This window comes from Pseudonocardia sp. ICBG1293 (assembly GCF_020131355.1).
Taxonomy (GTDB): Bacteria; Actinomycetota; Actinomycetes; order Mycobacteriales; family Pseudonocardiaceae; genus Pseudonocardia.
In genome coordinates this window covers 116,790-135,267 of sequence record NZ_JAHLEL010000051.1, presented here as the reverse complement: position 1 = coordinate 135,267, position 18,478 = coordinate 116,790, and the positions used below count along the sequence as shown (strand labels likewise).

17 protein-coding genes, 2 tRNA genes and 1 pseudogene are annotated in these 18,478 nt (G+C 73.3%); 14 read left to right on the top strand and 6 right to left on the bottom strand.

Features of this window, described 5'->3' with window-relative positions:
- Positions 1-147 precede the first annotated feature (147 nt).
- Together KPF47_RS26605 and KPF47_RS26600 are read left to right on the top strand one after the other, a co-directional pair.
- Entirely contained in the window at positions 148-699 is a 552-nt protein-coding gene (locus KPF47_RS26605) for a PH domain-containing protein (RefSeq protein ID WP_224391554.1), read from the top strand.
- On the top strand, positions 696-2,360 hold the full coding sequence (locus KPF47_RS26600) for a PH domain-containing protein (protein ID WP_224391553.1): 1,665 nt from the start codon (positions 696-698) through the stop codon (positions 2,358-2,360). The genes KPF47_RS26605 and KPF47_RS26600 overlap by 4 nt, the downstream gene beginning before the upstream one ends.
- On the opposite strand, the gene KPF47_RS26595 is transcribed toward KPF47_RS26600, so the two are convergent.
- Complete coding sequence (locus KPF47_RS26595) at positions 2,323-3,885, bottom strand: helicase HerA-like domain-containing protein (RefSeq protein WP_224391552.1); 1,563 nt, start codon at positions 3,883-3,885, stop codon at positions 2,323-2,325. The two genes, KPF47_RS26600 and KPF47_RS26595, sit on opposite strands and share 38 nt — an antisense overlap.
- A gap of 79 nt (positions 3,886-3,964) precedes the next feature.
- Here KPF47_RS26595 and orn point away from each other — a divergent pair, with 79 nt between their 5' ends.
- From orn to KPF47_RS26580, 3 genes are all read left to right on the top strand, one after another.
- Positions 3,965-4,597 (top strand): oligoribonuclease, encoded by a 633-nt coding sequence (gene orn / locus KPF47_RS26590; protein WP_224391551.1) that lies wholly within the window; start codon positions 3,965-3,967, stop codon positions 4,595-4,597.
- Between the two features lie 66 nt (positions 4,598-4,663).
- Positions 4,664-4,736: transfer RNA gene (locus KPF47_RS26585), tRNA-His, on the top strand.
- A 49-nt stretch (positions 4,737-4,785) separates the two neighbouring features.
- Positions 4,786-4,861 (top strand) — tRNA-Lys (locus tag KPF47_RS26580).
- 80 nt (positions 4,862-4,941) lie between these two features.
- Here the strand turns inward: KPF47_RS26580 and KPF47_RS26575 are convergent.
- The 4 genes and pseudogenes from KPF47_RS26575 to KPF47_RS26565 form a co-directional block, all read right to left on the bottom strand.
- Positions 4,942-5,934: a zinc-binding dehydrogenase gene (locus KPF47_RS26575; RefSeq protein WP_224391550.1), complete on the bottom strand. Its 993-nt coding sequence runs from the start codon at positions 5,932-5,934 to the stop codon at positions 4,942-4,944.
- A 9-nt stretch (positions 5,935-5,943) separates the two neighbouring features.
- On the bottom strand, positions 5,944-6,150 hold the full coding sequence (locus tag KPF47_RS39205; RefSeq protein ID WP_255660502.1) for a hypothetical protein: 207 nt from the start codon (positions 6,148-6,150) through the stop codon (positions 5,944-5,946).
- Positions 6,095-7,537 (bottom strand): annotated as a pseudogene (locus tag KPF47_RS26570) (thiamine pyrophosphate-requiring protein); the annotation flags it as partial. The gene KPF47_RS39205 and the pseudogene KPF47_RS26570, both read right to left, overlap by 56 nt.
- 140 nt (positions 7,538-7,677) lie before the next feature.
- A complete protein-coding gene (locus tag KPF47_RS26565) occupies positions 7,678-9,069 on the bottom strand; it encodes an MFS transporter (RefSeq protein ID WP_224391549.1) in 1,392 nt (463 codons plus the stop codon).
- Positions 9,070-9,739: 670 nt separating this feature from the next.
- Here KPF47_RS26565 and KPF47_RS26560 point away from each other — a divergent pair.
- From KPF47_RS26560 to KPF47_RS26530, 8 genes are all read left to right on the top strand, one after another.
- Positions 9,740-10,480 carry a PIG-L deacetylase family protein gene (locus KPF47_RS26560; protein ID WP_224391548.1) on the top strand — a complete coding sequence of 247 codons (741 nt, stop codon included), beginning with the start codon at positions 9,740-9,742 and terminating at the stop codon, positions 10,478-10,480.
- Positions 10,481-10,488: 8 nt separating this feature from the next.
- Positions 10,489-11,184, top strand: coding sequence for a 4-carboxy-4-hydroxy-2-oxoadipate aldolase/oxaloacetate decarboxylase (locus tag KPF47_RS26555; RefSeq protein WP_224391547.1), 696 nt, complete (start codon positions 10,489-10,491; stop codon positions 11,182-11,184).
- Positions 11,181-11,888 carry an alpha/beta fold hydrolase gene (locus KPF47_RS26550; RefSeq protein WP_224391546.1) on the top strand — a complete coding sequence of 236 codons (708 nt, stop codon included), beginning with the start codon at positions 11,181-11,183 and terminating at the stop codon, positions 11,886-11,888. The genes KPF47_RS26555 and KPF47_RS26550 overlap by 4 nt, the downstream gene beginning before the upstream one ends.
- A gap of 11 nt (positions 11,889-11,899) precedes the next feature.
- Positions 11,900-12,181 carry a muconolactone Delta-isomerase family protein gene (locus KPF47_RS26545; RefSeq protein WP_224391545.1) on the top strand — a complete coding sequence of 94 codons (282 nt, stop codon included), beginning with the start codon at positions 11,900-11,902 and terminating at the stop codon, positions 12,179-12,181.
- A complete protein-coding gene (locus KPF47_RS26540; RefSeq protein ID WP_224391544.1) occupies positions 12,178-12,927 on the top strand; it encodes an SDR family NAD(P)-dependent oxidoreductase in 750 nt (249 codons plus the stop codon). The genes KPF47_RS26545 and KPF47_RS26540 overlap by 4 nt, the downstream gene beginning before the upstream one ends.
- 84 nt (positions 12,928-13,011) lie before the next feature.
- Positions 13,012-13,311 (top strand): hypothetical protein, encoded by a 300-nt coding sequence (locus tag KPF47_RS40460; RefSeq protein WP_308015501.1) that lies wholly within the window; start codon positions 13,012-13,014, stop codon positions 13,309-13,311.
- Positions 13,251-14,354, top strand: a complete 1,104-nt coding sequence (locus KPF47_RS26535) for an MFS transporter (protein WP_308015500.1) — start codon at positions 13,251-13,253, stop codon at positions 14,352-14,354. Before KPF47_RS40460 ends, KPF47_RS26535 begins: the two co-directional genes overlap by 61 nt.
- Positions 14,355-14,737: 383 nt before the next feature.
- Entirely contained in the window at positions 14,738-15,970 is a 1,233-nt protein-coding gene (locus KPF47_RS26530) for an IS110 family transposase (protein WP_224386690.1), read from the top strand.
- Here KPF47_RS26530 and KPF47_RS26525 read toward each other — a convergent pair.
- Positions 15,936-16,787, bottom strand: coding sequence for a LysR substrate-binding domain-containing protein (locus KPF47_RS26525; RefSeq protein WP_224391543.1), 852 nt, complete (start codon positions 16,785-16,787; stop codon positions 15,936-15,938). The genes KPF47_RS26530 and KPF47_RS26525 overlap by 35 nt on opposite strands.
- 117 nt (positions 16,788-16,904) lie before the next feature.
- On the opposite strand from KPF47_RS26525, the gene mdlC reads away from it, so the two are divergent.
- Positions 16,905-18,476 (top strand): benzoylformate decarboxylase, encoded by a 1,572-nt coding sequence (mdlC, locus tag KPF47_RS26520; RefSeq protein ID WP_224391542.1) that lies wholly within the window; start codon positions 16,905-16,907, stop codon positions 18,474-18,476.
- Positions 18,477-18,478: the final 2 nt, after the last annotated feature.

The window sequence follows — 18,478 nt, the reverse complement described above, 5'->3', positions numbered from 1 at the left end:
CGCCCGCCGAGTGGCACACCACGTACCCGTCACCGGTCGACGGCGCACGTGGGGTGCCACTCGGCTGCACCCCACTTTCGGCCACGGTGGGGTGCTCGACGGCGCGCGCGGATGCTCCCGGCGCGTTCCGTTCGGCAGAGTGGGGCCATGACCGCCACCGGCCCCCGCACCGGCGACCCCGGGCCCGGGATCCCGACCGACGCGCCGCCGCTCCCGCTGCGCCCGCCCGCGAACCGGCTGGATCCCCGCGCGATCTGGTGGTGGCGGCTCTCGGCGGTACCGGTCCCGCTCGTGCTGCTCGTCGGCCAGGTCGTCGCGTGGTTCCTGCTGCCCGCGGTCCCGTGGCACGGGCTGCTGATCGCGACCGGGGTGCTGACCGTGCTGTGGCTGCTGGTCGGGACGCTCGTCGTGCCCGGTCTGCGGTACCGGCTGCACCGCTGGGAGGTGACCGAGGACGCCGTCTACACCCGGTCCGGCTGGCTGGTCCGGGAGTGGCGGATCGCGCCGATCCCCCGGGTGCAGACGGTCGACACCGAGCACGGGCCGCTGCAGCAGGCGCTGGGCCTGGCGACGGTGACCGTGACGACCGCGTCGGCCCGTGGCCCGGTCCGCATCGCCGGGCTCGACGCCGACGCCGCCGCCGAGCTCGCCCGACGGCTCACCGAGACGACCGGGCGGCACAGCGGGGACGCGACGTGACCGAGCCCGACGCACCCGCCGCGGGCACCGGCACCGGCACGACCCTCGACGAGGTCGAGTGGCGACGGCTGCCGGTCCAGATGCTGCTCGTCGGCCCGGCCACCGCGCTGCTGCGCCTGGCCCCGGCGCTGGTCGTGCTCGTCCTGTTCGGCGCGGGCAGCGGCAACTCGACCCAGGTCTGGATCGCGGGGGCCGCGGTCGTCGTCACCGTCGCGGCGGGTGTCGTGCGGTGGCGCACGACCCGCTACCGGATCACCGACGAGCGCGTCGAGCTGCACAGCGGGCTGCTGATCCGGCAGCGTCGCTCGGTGCCGCGGGACCGGATCCGCACCGTCGACCTGACCGCGCCGCTGCTGCACCGGATCGTCGGGCTGTCGGTGGTGAAGGTCGGCTCCGGGCAGAGCAGGTCGGATGCGGGCCTCGACCTCGACGCCGTCACCACCGACGAGGCCGAACGGCTGCGTCGTGAGCTGCTCGCCCGGCCCGCCACGGCCCCCGCGACGACCGCCGCCGGGATCGATCCCGGCGGGACCGGGACGGCGCCCGCCGGGATCGACGGAGGGGATGCCGGCGGGACCGGCTCCGCGGCCCGCCCGGTGGACCAGGAGGAGCCCGCCGGTGAGGAGCTCGACCGGATCGACTGGTCCTCACTGCGCTACGCCCCGCTCACGGTCAGCTCGCTGGCCGCGATCGGCGCGCTGGCCGGCGCGGGCTGGAACGTGCTGAACGAGACCGGTCTCGACCCGCGCTCGCTGCCCGGCGCCGACGCCGTCGCCGGGGAGCTGTCGACCGCGCCGGTCTGGGCGACGGTGCTCGTCGCGGTCGGTGCGCTGCTGCTGGTCATGGTCGTCGGCAGCATCGTGCTGTTCGTCGAACGCTGGTGGGACCACCGGCTCAGCCGCGAGCCCGACGGCACGCTGCGGGTGCGACGCGGCCTGCTGACCAAGCGCTCGCTGTCGGTGTCCGAGCAGCGGCTGCGTGGGGTCACGGTGTCCGAGCCGCTGCTGGTGCGGGCCCTGGGCGGCGGCGCCCAGGCCGGGGCGCTGGCCGTCGGCCTGGCCGGCGACGACGCCGACTCCGGCAGCGGCGCACTCGGCCCGCCGGTGCGCCGCGCACACGCCCACGCGGTCGCCGCGACGGCTGGCCGCGCGACCGGCCCGGTGACCGACGGGCCCCTGCGCGCGCACCCGCGGCGCGCCCGGACCCGGCGCCTGGTGCGCGCGGTCGGCCCCGCGCTCGTCCCGGCCGCCGCCCTCGGGGTGGTGGCCTGGTTCGATGCCGCGGTGTGGCCGGTCGTGGTCGGCGTCGCGCTGGTCGTGGCGGCCGTACCGCTGGCGCTGGACCGCTACCGCGCCCTGGGCCACCGGCTCGACGAGCACTACCTCGTCGCCCGGCACGGGTCGCTGCTGCGCACGACGACCGCGCTGCGCCGCGACGGCGTCATCGGCTGGCGGATACGGCAGAGCCTGTTCCAGCGCCGCGCCGGGGTGCTGACGCTGGAGGCGACCACCGCCGCGGGCGGCGGCTCGGTGCAGGTGCTGGACCTGGACCCCGCCGACGCCGTCGCGCTGATGGCAGCGGTCACCCCGGACCCGGTCGCGCCCTTCCGGATCCCGCCGCAGGTCAGCGACGCCGGCGGGTCCCGAACAGACTGCGGGTGATCTCGCGGGTCACCGTGTTGGTGAGCTGACGACCGGTCGGCGACTGCAGGAAGTCGCCGATCTTGGAGAAGAACCCGCCGCCCGGCTGGTCCTGCGGGGGTGGCGGAGGCGGCGCCTGTCCGGCGTCGGGGGCGGGTGCGGGCTGCCCGACCGGCGTGGCCTCGCCGCCCGGGCCGGACGCGATGGCGGCGGTCAGCTTCTCGTAGGCGGACTCGCGATCGACCATCTGCCCGTACTTCGCCTGCAACGGCGACGCCGCGGCCTCGGCCCGGACCTCGTCGACGGGCAGCGCGGCCATCAGCGAGCGCGGAGCCCGCAGCCGGGTCCACGCGACCGGGGTCGGGGCACCGCGCTCGGACAGCACGGTGACGACCGCCTCGCCCGTCCCGAGCGACGTCAGCGCCGACTCCAGGTCGTAGACCTCGGACTTCGGATAGGTCCGCACCGTGCGCGACAGCGCCTTCTGGTCGTCCGGGGTGAAGGCACGCAACGCGTGCTGGATCCGCGCGCCCAGCTGGGACAGCACCTCGTTCGGCACGTCGGTGGGCAGCTGGGTGCAGAAGAACACCCCGACACCCTTGGAGCGGATCAGCTTGACGGTCTGCTCGATCCGGTCGAGGAACGCCTTCGAGGCGTCGGTGAACAGCAGGTGCGCCTCGTCGAAGAAGAACACCAGCTTGGGCCGGTCCAGGTCGCCCGCCTCGGGGAGCTCCTCGTACAGCTCGGCGAGCAGCCACATCAGGAACGTCGAGAACAGCACCGGGCTCGCGGCGCGCTCGGCCAGCTCCAGCAGCGTGACGACGCCCTTGCCCTCGACCTGGCGCATGAGGTCGGCCGGCTCGAACTCGGGCTCGCCGAAGAACTCCTCGCCGCCCTGGGCCTCCAGGTTGACCAGCGCGCGCAGGATCACCCCGGCCGTCGACGACGACACCCCGCCGATCCCCTTGAGATCGGCCTTGCCCTCGTCGGAGGTGAGGTGCGTGATGACCGCGCGCAGGTCCTTGGTGTCGAGCAGCGGCAGGCCGCGCTGGTCGGCCCAGTGGAAGATCAGCCCGAGCGTGGACTCCTGGGTCGCGTTGAGGCCCAGCACCTTCGCGAGCAGGATCGGGCCGAACTGGGTCAGCGTGGCCCGGACCGGGACGGCGACCCCGCCGTCGCCCAGCGACAGGAACTGCACCGGGTACGCGGTCGGGGTCCAGTCGTCGCCGGTGTCGGTGGCGCGGGAGGTGATCTTCTCCCCCGGCTCGCCCGGGCGGGCCATCCCGGACAGGTCGCCCTTCACGTCGGCGAGCAGGACCGGGACCCCGGCGTCGGAGAGCTGCCCGGCCAGCGCCTGCAGCGTCTTCGTCTTGCCGGTGCCGGTCGCGCCGGCGACCAGCCCGTGCCGGTTCAGCGTCGCCAGCGGGAGGCGGACGGGCGCCTGCGGGTCGCACACACCGTCCACGAGGACGGTGCCGAGCTCCAGCGCCGCCCCCTCGGTCGCGTAACCGGCGGCGATGGTGCGGGCGGGTGTGTCGTCAGCCACGCGCCGAGCCTAGGCCACTCCCCCGACGGTGACGGCGCAGGCGCGCGCCCACCCGGGCGATGTCACCTAGTCTGTGGCGATGACCGACCGGCTGGTGTGGATCGACTGCGAGATGACCGGGCTCGACCTGGGGTCCGATGCCCTGGTCGAGATCGCGGCGCTCGTCACCGACGGCGACCTGAACATCCTCGGCGAGGGCGTCGACGTCGTCATCGCCTGCGACGACGCGAAGCTCGACGCGATGCCCGAGGTCGTGCGCGACATGCACGCCCGTTCCGGGCTGACCGAGGAGGTCCGCCGGGCGACGGTCACCGTCGAGCAGGCCGAGAAGATGGTGCTCGACTACATCCGCACCCATGTCCCGGACGCCCGCTCCGCGCCGCTGGCCGGCAACTCGATCGCCACCGACCGCGGGTTCATCGCACGGGACATGACCGAGCTGGACGCCTACCTGCACTACCGGATGATCGACGTCAGCTCGGTGAAGGAGCTGGCGCGGCGCTGGTTCCCGCGGGTGTTCTACGCCAAGCCGGAGAAGGGCCTGGCGCACCGCGCGCTCGCCGACATCCGCGAGTCCATCCGCGAGCTGGCCTACTACCGGCAGGCGCTGTTCGTCGCGCCGCCCGGCCCGACGACCGAGCAGGCGCAGGCCGCCGCAGCGGCGGTCGCGCACGTCGCGGCGCCCCCGCAGGCCGGTACGACCCCCGGCTGAGGAGCCCCGGGGGCCCCGGTCTATAGTTCCTCCAGCGCTTCCGGGAGTGCCCGGGAGATCGCGATGGTGGGTGTAGCTCAGTTGGTAGAGCACCTGGTTGTGGTCCAGGGGGCCGCGGGTTCAAGTCCCGTCACTCACCCGGTCGCCGATTCTGCAGCAGCAGAGCTGTGCGACGGACAAGTACACATGCGCCGTTAGCTCAATTGGCAGAGCAGCTGGCTCTTAACCAGCGGGTTCGGGGTTCGAGTCCCTGACGGCGCACCACGTGATCCGCAGGGGGTAGGACGTCACCGTCCTACCCCCTGCGGTGTGTCCGGTCCGCGGCTCCGGGACGACCTCCCGTGTCAGACCGCGCCGGAGAGGTCGACCGTGACTTTCCCGCCCCGCTGGTCGCGGGCCGCCTCGAACGCCTGCTGGGTGTCCTCGAGCCGGTAGACCGGCTCGAGGAACGGGGTCACGTCGACGGCCCCGGAGTGGATGAGGTCCACGGCCTCGCGGAACGCGGTGAGGCCCGGCTCGAGCTGGGTGCTGTGGTTGTGCTCGATGGACGGTTGCTTGGCCCAGGCCTCCGCGAAGTCCCAGGGCGTCGGCCCGCTGGGCCGCTCCGGGAAACCGAAGTGCCCGATCCGGCCCTGCGGCCGGACGGCGCGCAGACACTGGATGCGCGTCTCGTCGTAGCCCGCGGCCTCGATGACCAGGTCGGCTCCCACCCCGCCGGTCATCTCGGCGACGGCGTCCTCGAACGGGGTCTGCGCGACGTCCACTGCGGCGTCCACCGTGAATGCGGCCGCGAGCGCCACCCGCGACGGCGCCTTGTCGGCGATGAGCACGGAGCTGAACCCCGCCCGGCGGGCCAGCTGGGTGAAGAACAACCCGGCCGACCCGGCGCCGCAGATCGCCACCGAGCGCCCTTCGCCGCTGCCCATGGTCGAGGGCCAGAACCGGCGCATGGCGTAGATCGTGGTGCCCAGCTGCTGGGCCATCAGCAGCCGGTCGAGGTCGCCGTCCGGGGGCAGGGTCACCAGCGAGCGCTCGGAGACGACCTGCCACTGGGCGAAGCAGCCCGCCGCGTGCGGGACCGGCGCCACGAGGACCGCGTCGCCGGGGGCGAAATCGGCCGAGCGGGACCGTTCCACCACGCCGACGCCCTCGTGTCCGGGGAAGCCGGGCGGGGCGGGGTACCCGCCGGCGTAGAAGCCGTCGAAGACGACGTGGAGGTCGCTTCCACAGATCGAGGCACGGTGCGTACGGACGAGGACCTCGCCCTCCCCGGGCTCCGGGATCGGGACCTCGACGGTCTCGAGACGTCCCGGAGCGACCATCTGTGCTGCGCGCACGGTTCCCCCTCAGCCCTGGTAGGTGGCGTAGTCGAAGGTCGAGTAGGTCTTCTCCCGGGTGGTGACGAACTCCAGGAGCGCCGGTGTGCCGTCCTCGGTCGCGGCGACGGCCTTGCGCGATCTCGGCGGGCGTGGCGACGCGCTCGGCGTGCAGGCCGAAGGCCCGCGCCATCTCCGCGTACTCGCCGGTGATGTCGGTGCTGGCGAAGCGCTCACGGGAGGTGGCCATGATCCGGTCCTCCATCGCCATGGCGGAGTTGTTGAACAGGATCGACAGGACCGGGATGCCGGCGCGCGCGCAGGTCTCGAGGTCCATGCCCGTCATGCCGATGGCGGCGGCGCCCCACACGTTGATGCACAGCCGCTCGGGCTGCGCGAGCTTGGCGCCCATCGCCAGGCCGAGGCCGTAGCCGAGCTGGGTGGACTTCCCCCAGCCCAGATAGCTGTGGGGGGCCACCGACCGCCAGAACGGGGTCAGCTCGTCCCGCGGGCTGCCCGCGTCGTGGGTGATCGTGGTCCGCTCGACGTCGACGGTGTGCAGGAGGTCCCAGATCACGCGGTAGGGCGACAACGGCGTCGCGGTACTGGTCAGGAGGGGTCGCCACTCGTCGAGCCACGGCCCGTTCTGCGCCCGGATCCGCCCGGCCACCTCCTCGGCACGGCCGCGGGGACGGGCGAGGTGGTCGGCCACCGCCTCGAGCAGGAGGTCGAGGGTGAGCGCGGTGTCCCCCAGCAGGGCGTGTTCGGCCGGGATGTTCTTGCCCAGGTCGCCGGGGTCGGCGGTGTTGTGGACGAAGCTCTTCCCCGCGGTGGGGAACCGGATCCCGAACGGGGTCGAGGAGAAACTGGCCCCGACACCGAACACGACGTCCGCGTCCCGCACGTGCTCGAACACCGCGCGCGGCATGGCGACCCCGCCCGAGCCCAGGGCGAGCGGGTGGGTCTCGGGGAACGCGCTCTTCCCCTCGATGCTGGTCGTCACCGGCGCCTCGAGGAGTTCCGCGAGCTCGCGCAGCTGTCGCCACGCCTTCGCGCGGTGCACACCCTGGCCCGCGTAGAGCAGCGGCCGGTCGGCGTCGACCAGGGCGCGGGCCGCGGCCTCCACCGACCCGGTGTCGGGCGCCGAACGCGCGCGGCGCGACGGCGTGTAGGTCTCCAGGCCGGGCGCCGCCTCGTCCCAGACGTCCGCCGGGATCTCGACGAGCACCGGACCGGGGCGGCCGTTGCGGGCCTGGGTGAACGCGCGGCGCAGCGCGGGGACGAGCCCGGCGCCCGTCGTGACCTGCTCGGTCGCCTTCGTCACGTGCCGGAAGTTCAGCGCCGCGTTGAACGCGGGCGGGACCCATGCCTCGGCCCGGGGCGCTCCCCCCGGGATGACGACGAGCGGGACGCCCTCGGCGTAGGCCTGCGCAACGGCGCCGAACGCGTTCTCGATGCCCGGCCCGGACTGCATGCAGGTCACGCCGACGGTGTCGCCGAGCCGGCTGATGGCATCCGCCAGGTGGACGCCGACCCGCTCCTGCCGGACGATCACCGGACGGATCCCCAGGCCCGCCGCGGCCTCGATGAGCGGGTTCAGCGGGTAGGCGGGTAGGTAGGTCACGCCCTCGGATCGGAGGATCTCGGCCGCCGCGGCTGCGACGGTGGGTTCGGACCGGGTCGATTCGGTCGCCACGGGTTCACCGGTGCCCTTCGCTGGTCGGGAGACGACGGGGAGCCCGCCGCCGGTCGTGCGGATCGGGATCAGAGCGACGCGGGAGAGTCCGCGGGCTGCAGGGGCCGTCGGTCGAACACCGTGGCACCGCGTTCCTGCTCGGCCTGGTTGTCCGGGCCGAGGTCGATGTCGGGCCGGTCACGGAGCAGCACGCATGCGATCGTCGCGAGGACGAACATGCCCAGGAGGTAGAAGGCCACCGCGTACAGGGTCCCGGTGGACTGCAGCACCGCGGAGGCGATGAGCGGGGCGAACGCACCGCCAATGATCGAACCGATGGCGAAGGAGATGGCGACACCCGAATACCGCACCGATGCCGGGAAGAGCTCCGTGTACCAGGCCGCCTGCCCGCCGAAGGCGAGGCCGGAGCCGAAGGTGAACAGGGAGACCCCGACGAACAGCAGCCAGACGCTCCCGGTCGACACCAGGGCGAACATCGGGAAGACCGCCAGGATCAGACAGCCGTAGCCGATCAGGTTGATCCGCCTGCGGCCGATGCGGTCGGCGAGCACCCCCGCGGCGTACGTGGTGAACGCCCAGACCACGGCCGCGCCCGTGATCGCCAGCAGCACCGACGTCCGGTCGAGCCCGAAGGGTCCGTCCGGGTCGGTCGTGTAGCTCGAGAGGAAGCCGCCCATGGTCACGTAGCCCCCGGCGTTGTTGCCCGCCATGATCAGCGCGGCGAGCAGCACGAGCGCCCAGTGCCTGCGGAACAGCTCGACGACCGGGGTCTTGCTGCGGGCCCGCTTCGCGGCCATCTCGGCGAAGACCGGGCTCTCGTCGACCGAGAGCCGCACGACGAAGCCGATCACGATCAGCACCACGCTGAACAGGAACGGGATCCGCCACCCCCAGTCGAGGAAGGCCTGGCCGGGCGAGATCACGCCGGTCATCAGGGCCGTGACGCCGGAGGCGAGGATCATGCCGAGCGGCGATCCGAGCTGGGGGAAGGCGCCCGCGCGGCCGCGCCACCCGCGTGGTGCGTGCTCGACCGCCATCAGCACGGCGCCTCCCCATTCGCCACCTGCGGCGATGCCCTGGAGGATGCGCAGGAGCAGCAGGAGGACGGGGGCGAGCACGCCTGCGGTCTCGAACGTCGGCAACAGGCCGATGGCCGTGGTCGCCCCGCCCATGAGGACCAGCGTCGCGACCAGCATCGTGCGTCGGCCGACGCGATCGCCGAGGTGGCCCGCGAGGAACGCGCCCAGCGGCCGGAAGACGAAGCTGATGCCGATGGTGGCGAAGGACAGGAGCTGGGCGACACCGGCCCCCGCGGGCGCGAAGAACACCTGGGAGAAGACCAGCGAGGCGATGGTCGCGTAGATGAAGAAGTCGTAGAGCTCGATCGTGGTCCCGATGAGTGTCGCGAAGGCGACCCGTCGGGACTGGCGCTCGGACATCGCGGAGGCTGGCTCGCTCATGTTGCTCCTCTTCACTGAGGTGGCACGACGACGCCCCACTCCGGCGCCGCACCGATGCTTGCAAGGAGCATCCGACGGCGACCACCGAGCAATGACCGGTCACGCCCGGCGCAGCCGCCGTGCCGGGTCGGGACGGATGACGTACTCCCCGTGCCCCGTCACCGGGGGGCTCCGACCGCGGAGACGGTGGGGGCGCGTCCCGTTCGGGGTCCCAGCGGATCACGGTCGCGACCACGGCCCCGGCCGCGGGGACGAGCGCGGGGACGAGCGCCGTCACGAGGATGGCGCCGCCCACACCGCCGGTCTCCTGCGGCAGCGGGTGACAGAACAGGCCGACGGCCACGGCGCCCGAGGCCGGCGCCATCGTCACGCCGGTGCAAGGCGTCCGCAGCCTGCTCGGGTAGGCGTAGGCCGCCAGGCTCGATCCGCCGGAGGCCGCGCCCCCTGCGTGGAAGAGCAGGAGGGCCGCGGGCGGGGCGACCGCCGCCCACTCCGGGTACCGGGCCGCGGCGCCGCGCCGCCACCACGACGAATGACGTAGGGCTCACCGGCCGAGGCTCCGCACCGGTCCGGTCATTCGCGCATTACCGCGTTCCGGGCCCGTGCCTAGCGTCGTGCTCGGCGCCATCGTGGACGCGCGGTGGCCCGACCCGATCGGCCGAGAAAGGCGATGGCTGCAGCGATGGCTGATGAGAAACGACCCTCCGTACTGGTGGTCAGTGCCCACTCCGGTGACTTCGTCTGGCGCGCGGGCGGAGCGCTCGCCCTCTACGCCGAGCGCGGCTACGACGTGCGCATCGTCTGTCTGAGCTACGGCGAGCGCGGGGAGTCCCAGGGCCTGTGGCGGCAGGAGGGCATGACCCTGGAGAAGGCGAAGGCGGGCAGGCGCTCGGAGGCCGAGGCGGCCGCCGCAACCCTCGGTGCCGCGATCTCCTTCCTCGACCTGGGCGACTACCCGTTGCGTATCGACGACGCCGGGCTCGACCGCATCGTCGGCGCGATGCGGTCGGCGCAGCCCGAGGTGCTGCTCACCCATGTCGCGAACGACCCGTACAACCGCGATCACGACGCCGCGCACGAGGCGACGCTGCTCGCCCGGCAGGTCGCGCAGGCCGCGGGCCACGACCGTTCGACGAGCCCGATCGGAGCACCGCAGGTGCTGCAGTTCGAACCACACCAGCCCGAGCAGTGTGGCTTCGGCCCCGACCTGCTGCTGGACATCACCCCGGTGTTCGACCGCAAGCGCAAGGCCATGGAGTGCATGGGAGCGCAGTCGCACCTCGTGCAGTACTACACCGATCTCGGCCTGCGCCGGGGGGTGCAGGCCGTCCGGAACGGCGGCGCCAGGTCGATCGTGCAGGCCGAGGCCTACCAGCGGGTGTTCCCGATCGTCGGGGACGTGCTGCTGTGACCGGCCACGTGATCGTCCGGACGAAGCGCGGGCCGTCGACCCAAGTCGTCGACGCACTGGCCAGGAGTGGTGTCGCCACCGCCCACGAGGCCCACGGCCGCCGCGGGCTGCTCGGTCCCGAGCTGCGCCCGATCTACCCCGGGGCCCGGATCGCGGGGCGCGCGGTCACCGTCCTGTCCCACCCCGGCGACAACCTGATGATCCACGCGTCGATCGAGCAGTGCCGGGCGGGTGACGTCCTGGTGGTCGCCACCACCTCGCGATCCACCGACGGCATGTTCGGCGACCTGTTCGCCACCCAGCTGCTGCACCGCGGGGTGCGCGGCCTGGTCACCGACGCGGGGGTGCGCGACATCGCCGACCTGCAGGCGATGGGCTTCCCGGTGTGGTCGCGGGCGGTGCACGCGCAGGGCACGGCGAAGGCGGTCCCGGGATCGGTCAACGTGCCGGTCGTGGTGGCCGGGCAGCTGGTGGCCCCCGGCGACGTCGTCGTCGCCGACGACGACGGCGTGCTCTGCGTCCCGCTGTCCGAGGCCGAGTCGGTCGTCGAGGCCGCCGCCGCGCGCGAGGCGAACGAGGAGGCCAAGCGTCGCCGGTTCCGCGCGGGCGAGCTGGGTCTCGACGTCTACGGCATGCGTCCCCTGCTGGAACGGCTCGGCGTCCGCTACGTCGACGACCCCGCCGACGAGCAGGAGCACCCGTGAGCACGTTCCTCCTGGTCCACGGCGCGTGGCACGGCGGGTGGGCGTGGGAGCGGGTGGTCCCGGCCCTGCGCGCCGCGGGCCACGACGTCCACACCCCGACCCTGACCGGGCTGTCCGACCGCGCCCACACCCTCACCCCGCAGGTCGGGCTCTCGACCCACGTCCAGGACGTCGTCGGGATGATCGAGGCCTACGACCTGCGCGAGGTCGTGCTCGTCGGGCACAGCTACGCCGGACAGATCGTCAGCGGCGTGGCCGACCGGATCCCGGAGCGCCTGGCCACCCGGATCTATCTGGACGCCTTCGTCGGAGACGACGGGGAGGCGGCCATCGATCTGCAGCCCGCGACCGTGGCCGGGCACTGGCGCGAGGCCGCCGAGGGACCCGGGTTCGGCTGGCTAGTCCCGCCCCGGTCACTGACCAAGCTCGGCGTCACCGAGCAGGCCGACATCGATTGGCTCACCCCTCGGCTCACCCCGCACCCCTGGCTCACCTACACCGAGCCGCTCCGGCTGACCGGCAAGGGCGATCAGGTCCCGGCCGTGTTCATCGAGTGCGTGGAGTGGATGCGGGTCTTCGCGGCCCACGCCGAACGCGCCGCGGTCCGTGGCTGGCCGACGTACCAGCTCGCCACCGGTCACGAGGCCATGGTCACCGCTCCCGACGAGCTGGCCGCGCTGCTGCTCGACATCGCCACGAGCTGAGAGGACACGTCATGGAGTTCCTGGTCCGCACCGAGAACCGGCTGCCGAACGACACTCCCGCCGAGACCCGGGACCAGCTCAGGCAGGGCGAGCGGGAGCGGGCGACGGAGCTGCGCGAGGCCGGTGTCCTCCGGCGGCTCTGGCGGGTGCCCGGTCGCAACGCCACGATCGGCCTCTACGAGGCCGAGGACCCCGCCGCCCTGCACGACGCACTGGTCTCACTGCCCATGTGGAAGTGGATGGACGTCACCGTCGAGGCGCTGGCCACCCACCCGCAGGAGAAGAAGGAGTGACCGCCCGGCTCGGCGGCGTCGTCGCGATCGTGACCGGCGCGGCGGGCGGTCTCGGGAGCGCGATGGCGCGGCGGCTGGCCGCCGACGGTGCGACCGTCGCCGCCCTGGACCTGGCGACCGGTCCCGCGGAGCCGCGCGGGGACGACCCGCCGGGATCGGTCACCCACTGGACCTGCGACGTCACCGACCGGTCAGCCGTGACACGCACGGTCGACGAGGTGGCAGCACGGTTCGGCGGGGTCGACGTCCTGGTGAACAACGCCGGGCTCCTCTCCGGGCGCGCGAGCCTGCTGGCGGCGACGCCCGAGGAGCTGCACCGCTTCTACGACGTCAACGCCGTCGGGCCGCTGCTCATGGTGCAGGCCTGTCATCCGCACCTGCGGGACAGCACGCACCGCGGCCGGGTCGTGAACGTCGCGTCCCGGACGTTCTTCACCGGTGCACCGGGCCAGATCGGCTACATCGCCAGCAAGGGCGCCCTGCTCGGGATGACCCGGGTCATGGCGCGCGAGCTGGGCGAGCACCGCATCTGCGTCAACGCCGTGCTGCCCGCCCAGGTCGCCACCCCCGGGACCCGCGCCCACTCGGACGACGACGTCGTCGCCCGGAGCATGTCCCAGCAGGCCATCCGCGAGTTCGTCACACCGGAGGACGTCGCCGGCCTGGTCGCGTTCCTGGCCTCGGCCGACGGCGCGCGGATCACCGGGCAGTCGCTCGTCTGCGACGGCGGCGGCCTCCTGCACTGAACCGGCGAGCGGCCCCGTCCCGGGTCGCGCCCCCTCCCACCCGGTCCGAGAGCGGCCGGGTCCCGCTCGACGAGGAGCAGCTCCATGGCCCCTGACACACCGTCCCGGCCGAGTGGCGCGGCGGCAGGCCGCAAGCCCGGCACGGTCGCGTTCGCCAGCTACATCGGCACCACCATCGAGTGGTACGACTTCTTCATCTACGGCGTCGCCGCGACGCTGGTCTTCCGCACCCAGTTCTTCCCGGGCTTCTCCGAGACCGCGGGCACGCTGGCCGCACTCGGCACCTTTGCCGTCGGCTTCATCGCCCGATCGGCGGCATCGTCATGGGACACTTCGGCGACCGGGTGGGGCGGAAGTCGATGCTGGTCGTCTCGCTGCTCATGATGGGCGTCGCGACCACCCTGATCGGTCTCGTCCCGACCTACGAGACCATCGGGATCTGGGCGCCCATCCTGCTGATCGTGCTCCGCCTGGTCCAGGGCGCCGGCGTCGGCGGTGAGTGGGCGGGCGCCGTGCTGATGGCCGTCGAGAACGCCCCGCCGAAGCGCCGCTCGCTCTACGGCTGCTTCCCCCAGCTCGGCCTGCCGTCCGGCATCCTGCTCTCCCAGCTGGCGTTCCTCCTGCTCACCGGCCTGATGTCGGCCGAGGCGTTCGCCGCATGGGGCTGGCGGATCGCCTTCCTCAGCAGCGCGCTGCTGATCATCGTCGGTCTGTTCATCCGGCTGGCCATCGAGGAGAGCGCCGACTTCGAGAAGGTGCGCGACTCCGGTGACGTCGCGCGCATGCCGCTGGTCGAGGTGCTCCGGCGCAGCCCGCGACAGATCCTGGTGGGCAGCCTCGCGTCCATCGCCGCACCGGCCATCGGCTACCTCGTCTCGGTGTACATGGTCACCTACGGCACCGCCACGCTCGGACTGCCCACCTCCACGATGCTGTGGACCCTCGTCGGGGTCAGCGTCGCGTGGATCCTGATGATGCTCGCCTCCGGGCTCGCGGGTGACCGGTTCGGCCGGAAGACCACGTTCGCCGTCGGCGCCGGAGTCGGCGTGGTGTGGGCGTTCCCGATGTTCTGGCTGGTCGACACCGGCTCCGTGCCGCTGGTCGTGATCGCGCTCATCGGCATCACGGCCGCCAACTCGATCATGGCGGGCCCGCAGCCCGCGCTGATCACCGAGATGTTCCCCATCCGCCTGCGCTACAGCGGCGCGTCGCTCAGCTACACGATCGCGGCGATCCTCGGCGGCGGCATCACCCCGCTGCTGGCGACCGCGCTGTTCGCGGAGTTCGGCACCTCGGCCGCGGTCTCCGTGCTTCTCGCCGGGGTCTGCCTGGTCAGCCTGGTCGCGATCCTGTCCGCGAACCGGCGCCTGCTCCGGGCCGAGGAGCCCGAGCCCGACCGCCGGCTGCCCGACGAGGCGTCCGCCTGAACCGGCCCGGTGGGAACGGGCCGCCGAGGCCGTCGGCGGGCCACGCGCTCAGGTCCGCAGCGCGACGATGATCGGCCGCAGCTCCTCCACGAAGGACTCGGCGGGACCCGTCAACGCTCCGCCGCGCCTGCGGAACACCCCGAACCGGCGCGCCCGGGTCCCCCCCCCGTTACCTTCTTGATCAAGCCCGCTGAGGGCTTGCAGGCCGCCGGCCGCGGTATGACTGACTGCCCCTGTCGCCCGATGATCTGGGGGGTGTTGTCGCCGTGGCCGGAGGGCGCCAACGACCGCTGATAGAGACCTGACCCGTGTGGTCTGCTCGTAACGTGGCTGCCGGCGCGGGTGCTCGTGGTCGGCCTGCCGCGACGAGAAGGGAGCGGCGGTTGCCCGATCCTGACCAGCACCCGACCGGGTTCGCGGTGTTCTGCGGCCTGGACGTGGGCAAGTCCGAACACCACGCCTGCGCGGTCGACACCAACGGGAAGCGGGTGCACGACAAGGCCCTGCCCAACGACGAATCGGCGCTGCGCACCGTGCTGTCCGGGCTGGCCGAGCACGGCGCGGTGCTGATGGTCATCGACCAGCCCGCCTCGATCGGAGCGCTGGCCATCGCCGTCGCTCGTGATCTGGGGATCACGGTGGCCTACCTGCCCGGGCTGGCGATGCGCCGCATCGCCGACCTGCATCCCGGGCAGGCCAAGACCGACGCCCGCGACGCCCACGTGATCGCCGAGGCCGCCCGGACGATGCCGCACACCCTGCGCCGGGTCGGCACCGACGACGAGACCCTCGCCGAACTCACTGTGCTCGCCGGTTACGACGATGACCTGGCTGGGCAGAGCACCCGGCTGACGAACCGGCTGCGCGACGCCCTGCTGCATGTTCATCCCGCCCTGGAACGCCTGCTCGGGCCACGCCTGGACCGCGGTGGCGTGCTCGACCTGCTCGCGGCCGCGCCCACCCCGCAAGCCCTGCGAGAGCTCGGCGCTGACGGGATCGCCGAGACGATGCGGGCCCGGTCGCCTCGACTGGCCCGCACCCTTCCCGCCCAGATCCTGACCTCGCTCGACGCCCAGAGCCTGACCGTTCCCGGCACGGCCGCGTTCGCCCGTGTCATCACCGGCGTCGCCGGGCAGCTGCGCCAGGTCCACACCGAACGCGACCAGCTCGCCGACGAGCTCGAAGCCCGCCTGGAGGCCCACCCTCTTGGACCGGTCCTGACCTCGATGCCCGGACTCGGGGTCAGGACCGCCATCAAGATCCTCACCATCGTCGGCGACGGCTCCGGGTTCCCCACCGCCGGGCACCTCGCCGCTTACGCCGGCCTCGCCCCAGTCACCCGCCGCTCCGGCACCTCGATCAAAGGCGAAACCCGATCCCAGCGCGGCAACCACGCCCTGAAATCCGCGCTGTTCCTGTCCGCATTCGCCGCCCTGGCCGACCCCGCCAGCCGCGCCTACTACGACCGCAAACGAGCCGCCGGCAAACGACACAACGCCGCCCTGATCTGCCTCGCCCGACGCCGCACCGACGTCATCTACGCCATGCTCCGCGACCGCCGCCCCTACAACCCGCCCACGGTCAACAACCCCGATCCAGAACTCGCCGCCGCTTGACGAACCCATAGAGACACCCCCCCGGGACGTGGAGGGACTCGATCGTCCCGGCCCGGCGCTCGGCGGAGAAGAGCGGGCGGGGCATGACGCTGAGGAATCCCGCGTCGGCCACGAGCGCCTTCAGCGCGACCACCGACCGGGTCGTCACGGTGGTCCGCGGCTCGTCGAGCCCGGCGCGGCGGAAGATCTCGGTGAGGGCACGGCGGGGAGCCGTCCGCGCCGGCGGCATCGCCCAGCGCCGGTCCACGAGGTCGGCGAGCTCCACCCCGGGCTCGGCGCGCAGCGGGTGCCCGGTCGCGGCGACCACCGTGACGTGGTCCTGCCAGCGCAGGCTGCCCACGACGGCGATCCGCTCGTCCGCGTCGAGCTCACCGCCGACGGCGACGTCGATCTCGGCGGCCGCCAGCGCCCCGACCAGCACGTCCTCGACCCCTTCGAGGATGTGGACCTCCAGCCCCGGGTGCCGGACCAGCAGCGCGTCGACGGCCCGCGGAACCAGGTGGGCGATCACCGACCCGACGCTGCCCACCCGCAGCGTGCCCCGGCCCCGGCCCTGCATGGTGTGGATCTCCTCCACGGCACGCTGGGCCTCCTCCTCGATGGCGCGGGCCCGCGGGGCCAGCGCGCGGCCGTACTCGGTCAGGCGCATGCCGGTGCTGTGCCGCTCGAACAGCGGTGCGCCGAGCGCCACCTCCAACCGGCGCAGCGACCGGCTCACCGCGGGCTGGGTCAGGCCGAGGTCGGCGGCCGCCCGCCCGACGCCCCCGTGTTCGGCCACCGCCAGGAAGGCCCGCAGCTGCCCTGCCTCGAAGGTCATGCCCAGAGGTTATGACTCTCGGCAGGCCTATGCATTGGTTGCCTGTCTGCGATCCAGGATCCTCAGGCCCGGCCGGCCATCGGACCGGCGCTCTGCACTCGCAACGGGGGGATGGGCATGAGCACGACCGTGCGCGACGTCGTCGTGGCGCAGCTGCGAGCCCGCGGCATGACGACGGTCTTCGGCAACCCGGGCTCGACCGAGCTGCCGATGTTCCGGGACTTCCCCGACGACTTCGACTACGTCCTGGGCCTGCAGGAGTCCGTCGTCGTCGGGATGGCCGACGGTTTCGCCCAGGCCTCGGGCACCGCGGCACTGGTGAACCTGCACTCGGCGGCGGGGGTGGGCCACGCGATGGGCAACCTGTTCACCGCGTGGCGCAACCGCACGCCGCTGGTCGTGACGGCCGGACAGCAGGCGAGGTCGCTGCTGGTCGGCGAGCCGTTCCTGATGAACGAGCGGGCGACCGAGCTGCCGCGCCCCTACGTCAAGTGGAGCTGCGAGCCGGCCCGACCGCAGGACGTCCCCGCGGCGGTCGCCCGCGCCTACCACGTCGCGATGACGCCACCGCGTGGCCCGGTGTTCCTCTCGATCCCGGTCGACGACTGGGAGGCACCCGCCGAGCCCGGGGCGGACCCCCGGCCGCGCCCCGTCGGCGCGGCGGCGCGACCGGACCCCGATCTCGTGGCGGGACTCGTCGCCGCGCTCGACCGGGCGGTCTCCCCCGCGCTGGTCGTGGGCGCCGAGGTCGACCGTGACCACGCCTTCGCCGAGGTGGTCGCGCTGGCCGAACGGCACCGGGCCCGCGTGTGGACCGCACCGCTGTCCCCGCGGTGCGGGTTCCCGGAGGACCACCCCCTGTACGCCGGGTTCCTGCCCGCGGCGCGCGAGTCGATCCGGGAACGGCTCGCCGGCCACGACCTGGTGGTGGTGCTCGGCGCCCCCGTGTTCACCTTCCACGTGGAGGGGCACGGTCCCCTGCTGCCGGCCGGCTGCGTCCTCTTCCAGGTCGTCGAGGACCCGGACACCGCGGCGTGGACGCCGGAGGGGACGGCGATCGTGGGCGGCGTCCGCGCCACGATCGCCGAGGTCCGGGCCGCGAGCACCCCGCCCGCTCGCTCCGCTCCGCCGGGCAGGCCACGCCCTCCGCGGCTCACCGCGCCCGCGGAACTCACCGAGGCCTTCCTGCTGCAGACCCTCGCCGACGAGCGACCGGAGTCCGCGATCGTGGTCGAGGAGGCGCCGAGCACCCGGGCGGTGATGCAGGAGCGACTGCCGTTCACCGGTCCGGAGACCTTCTTCACCTGCGCCAGCGGCGGGCTCGGGCACGGCATGCCCGCCGCGGTCGGTGTCGCGCTCGCCCGGCCCGGACAGCGGGTGATCGCGCTGCTCGGCGACGGGTCGAGCATGTACGCGATCCAGGCGCTGTGGTCGGCGGCGCACGAGAACACCCCGGTCACCTTCGTCGTGGTGAACAACGGCGGCTACGCGGCCCTCGACGGGTTCTCCGCCCACTTCGGGATCGACAAGCCGGTCGGCACCGCGGTGACCGGCATCGACTACGCCGGGCTGGCCCGCGACATGGGGTGCGCCGGCGTGACGGTGCGGCGCCCCGCGGAGCTCGCGGACGCGCTGCGGCGGGCATTGACCTCGTCCGGCCCCGTGCTCCTCGACGTACACGTCCGCTGACC

Coding starts and splice junctions, on each gene's coding strand:
- KPF47_RS26565 (WP_224391549.1), bottom strand. CDS start 9,069: ATGAGCGAGCCAGCCTCCGCGATGTCCGAGCGCCAGTCCCGACGGGTC.
- mdlC (WP_224391542.1), top strand. CDS start 16,905: ATGAGCACGACCGTGCGCGACGTCGTCGTGGCGCAGCTGCGAGCCCGC.
- orn (WP_224391551.1), top strand. CDS start 3,965: ATGACCGACCGGCTGGTGTGGATCGACTGCGAGATGACCGGGCTCGAC.
- KPF47_RS26545 (WP_224391545.1), top strand. CDS start 11,900: ATGGAGTTCCTGGTCCGCACCGAGAACCGGCTGCCGAACGACACTCCC.
- KPF47_RS40460 (WP_308015501.1), top strand. CDS start 13,012: ATGGCCCCTGACACACCGTCCCGGCCGAGTGGCGCGGCGGCAGGCCGC.
- KPF47_RS26525 (WP_224391543.1), bottom strand. CDS start 16,787: ATGACCTTCGAGGCAGGGCAGCTGCGGGCCTTCCTGGCGGTGGCCGAA.
- KPF47_RS26605 (WP_224391554.1), top strand. CDS start 148: ATGACCGCCACCGGCCCCCGCACCGGCGACCCCGGGCCCGGGATCCCG.
- KPF47_RS26560 (WP_224391548.1), top strand. CDS start 9,740: ATGGCTGCAGCGATGGCTGATGAGAAACGACCCTCCGTACTGGTGGTC.
- KPF47_RS26535 (WP_308015500.1), top strand. CDS start 13,251: ATGGGACACTTCGGCGACCGGGTGGGGCGGAAGTCGATGCTGGTCGTC.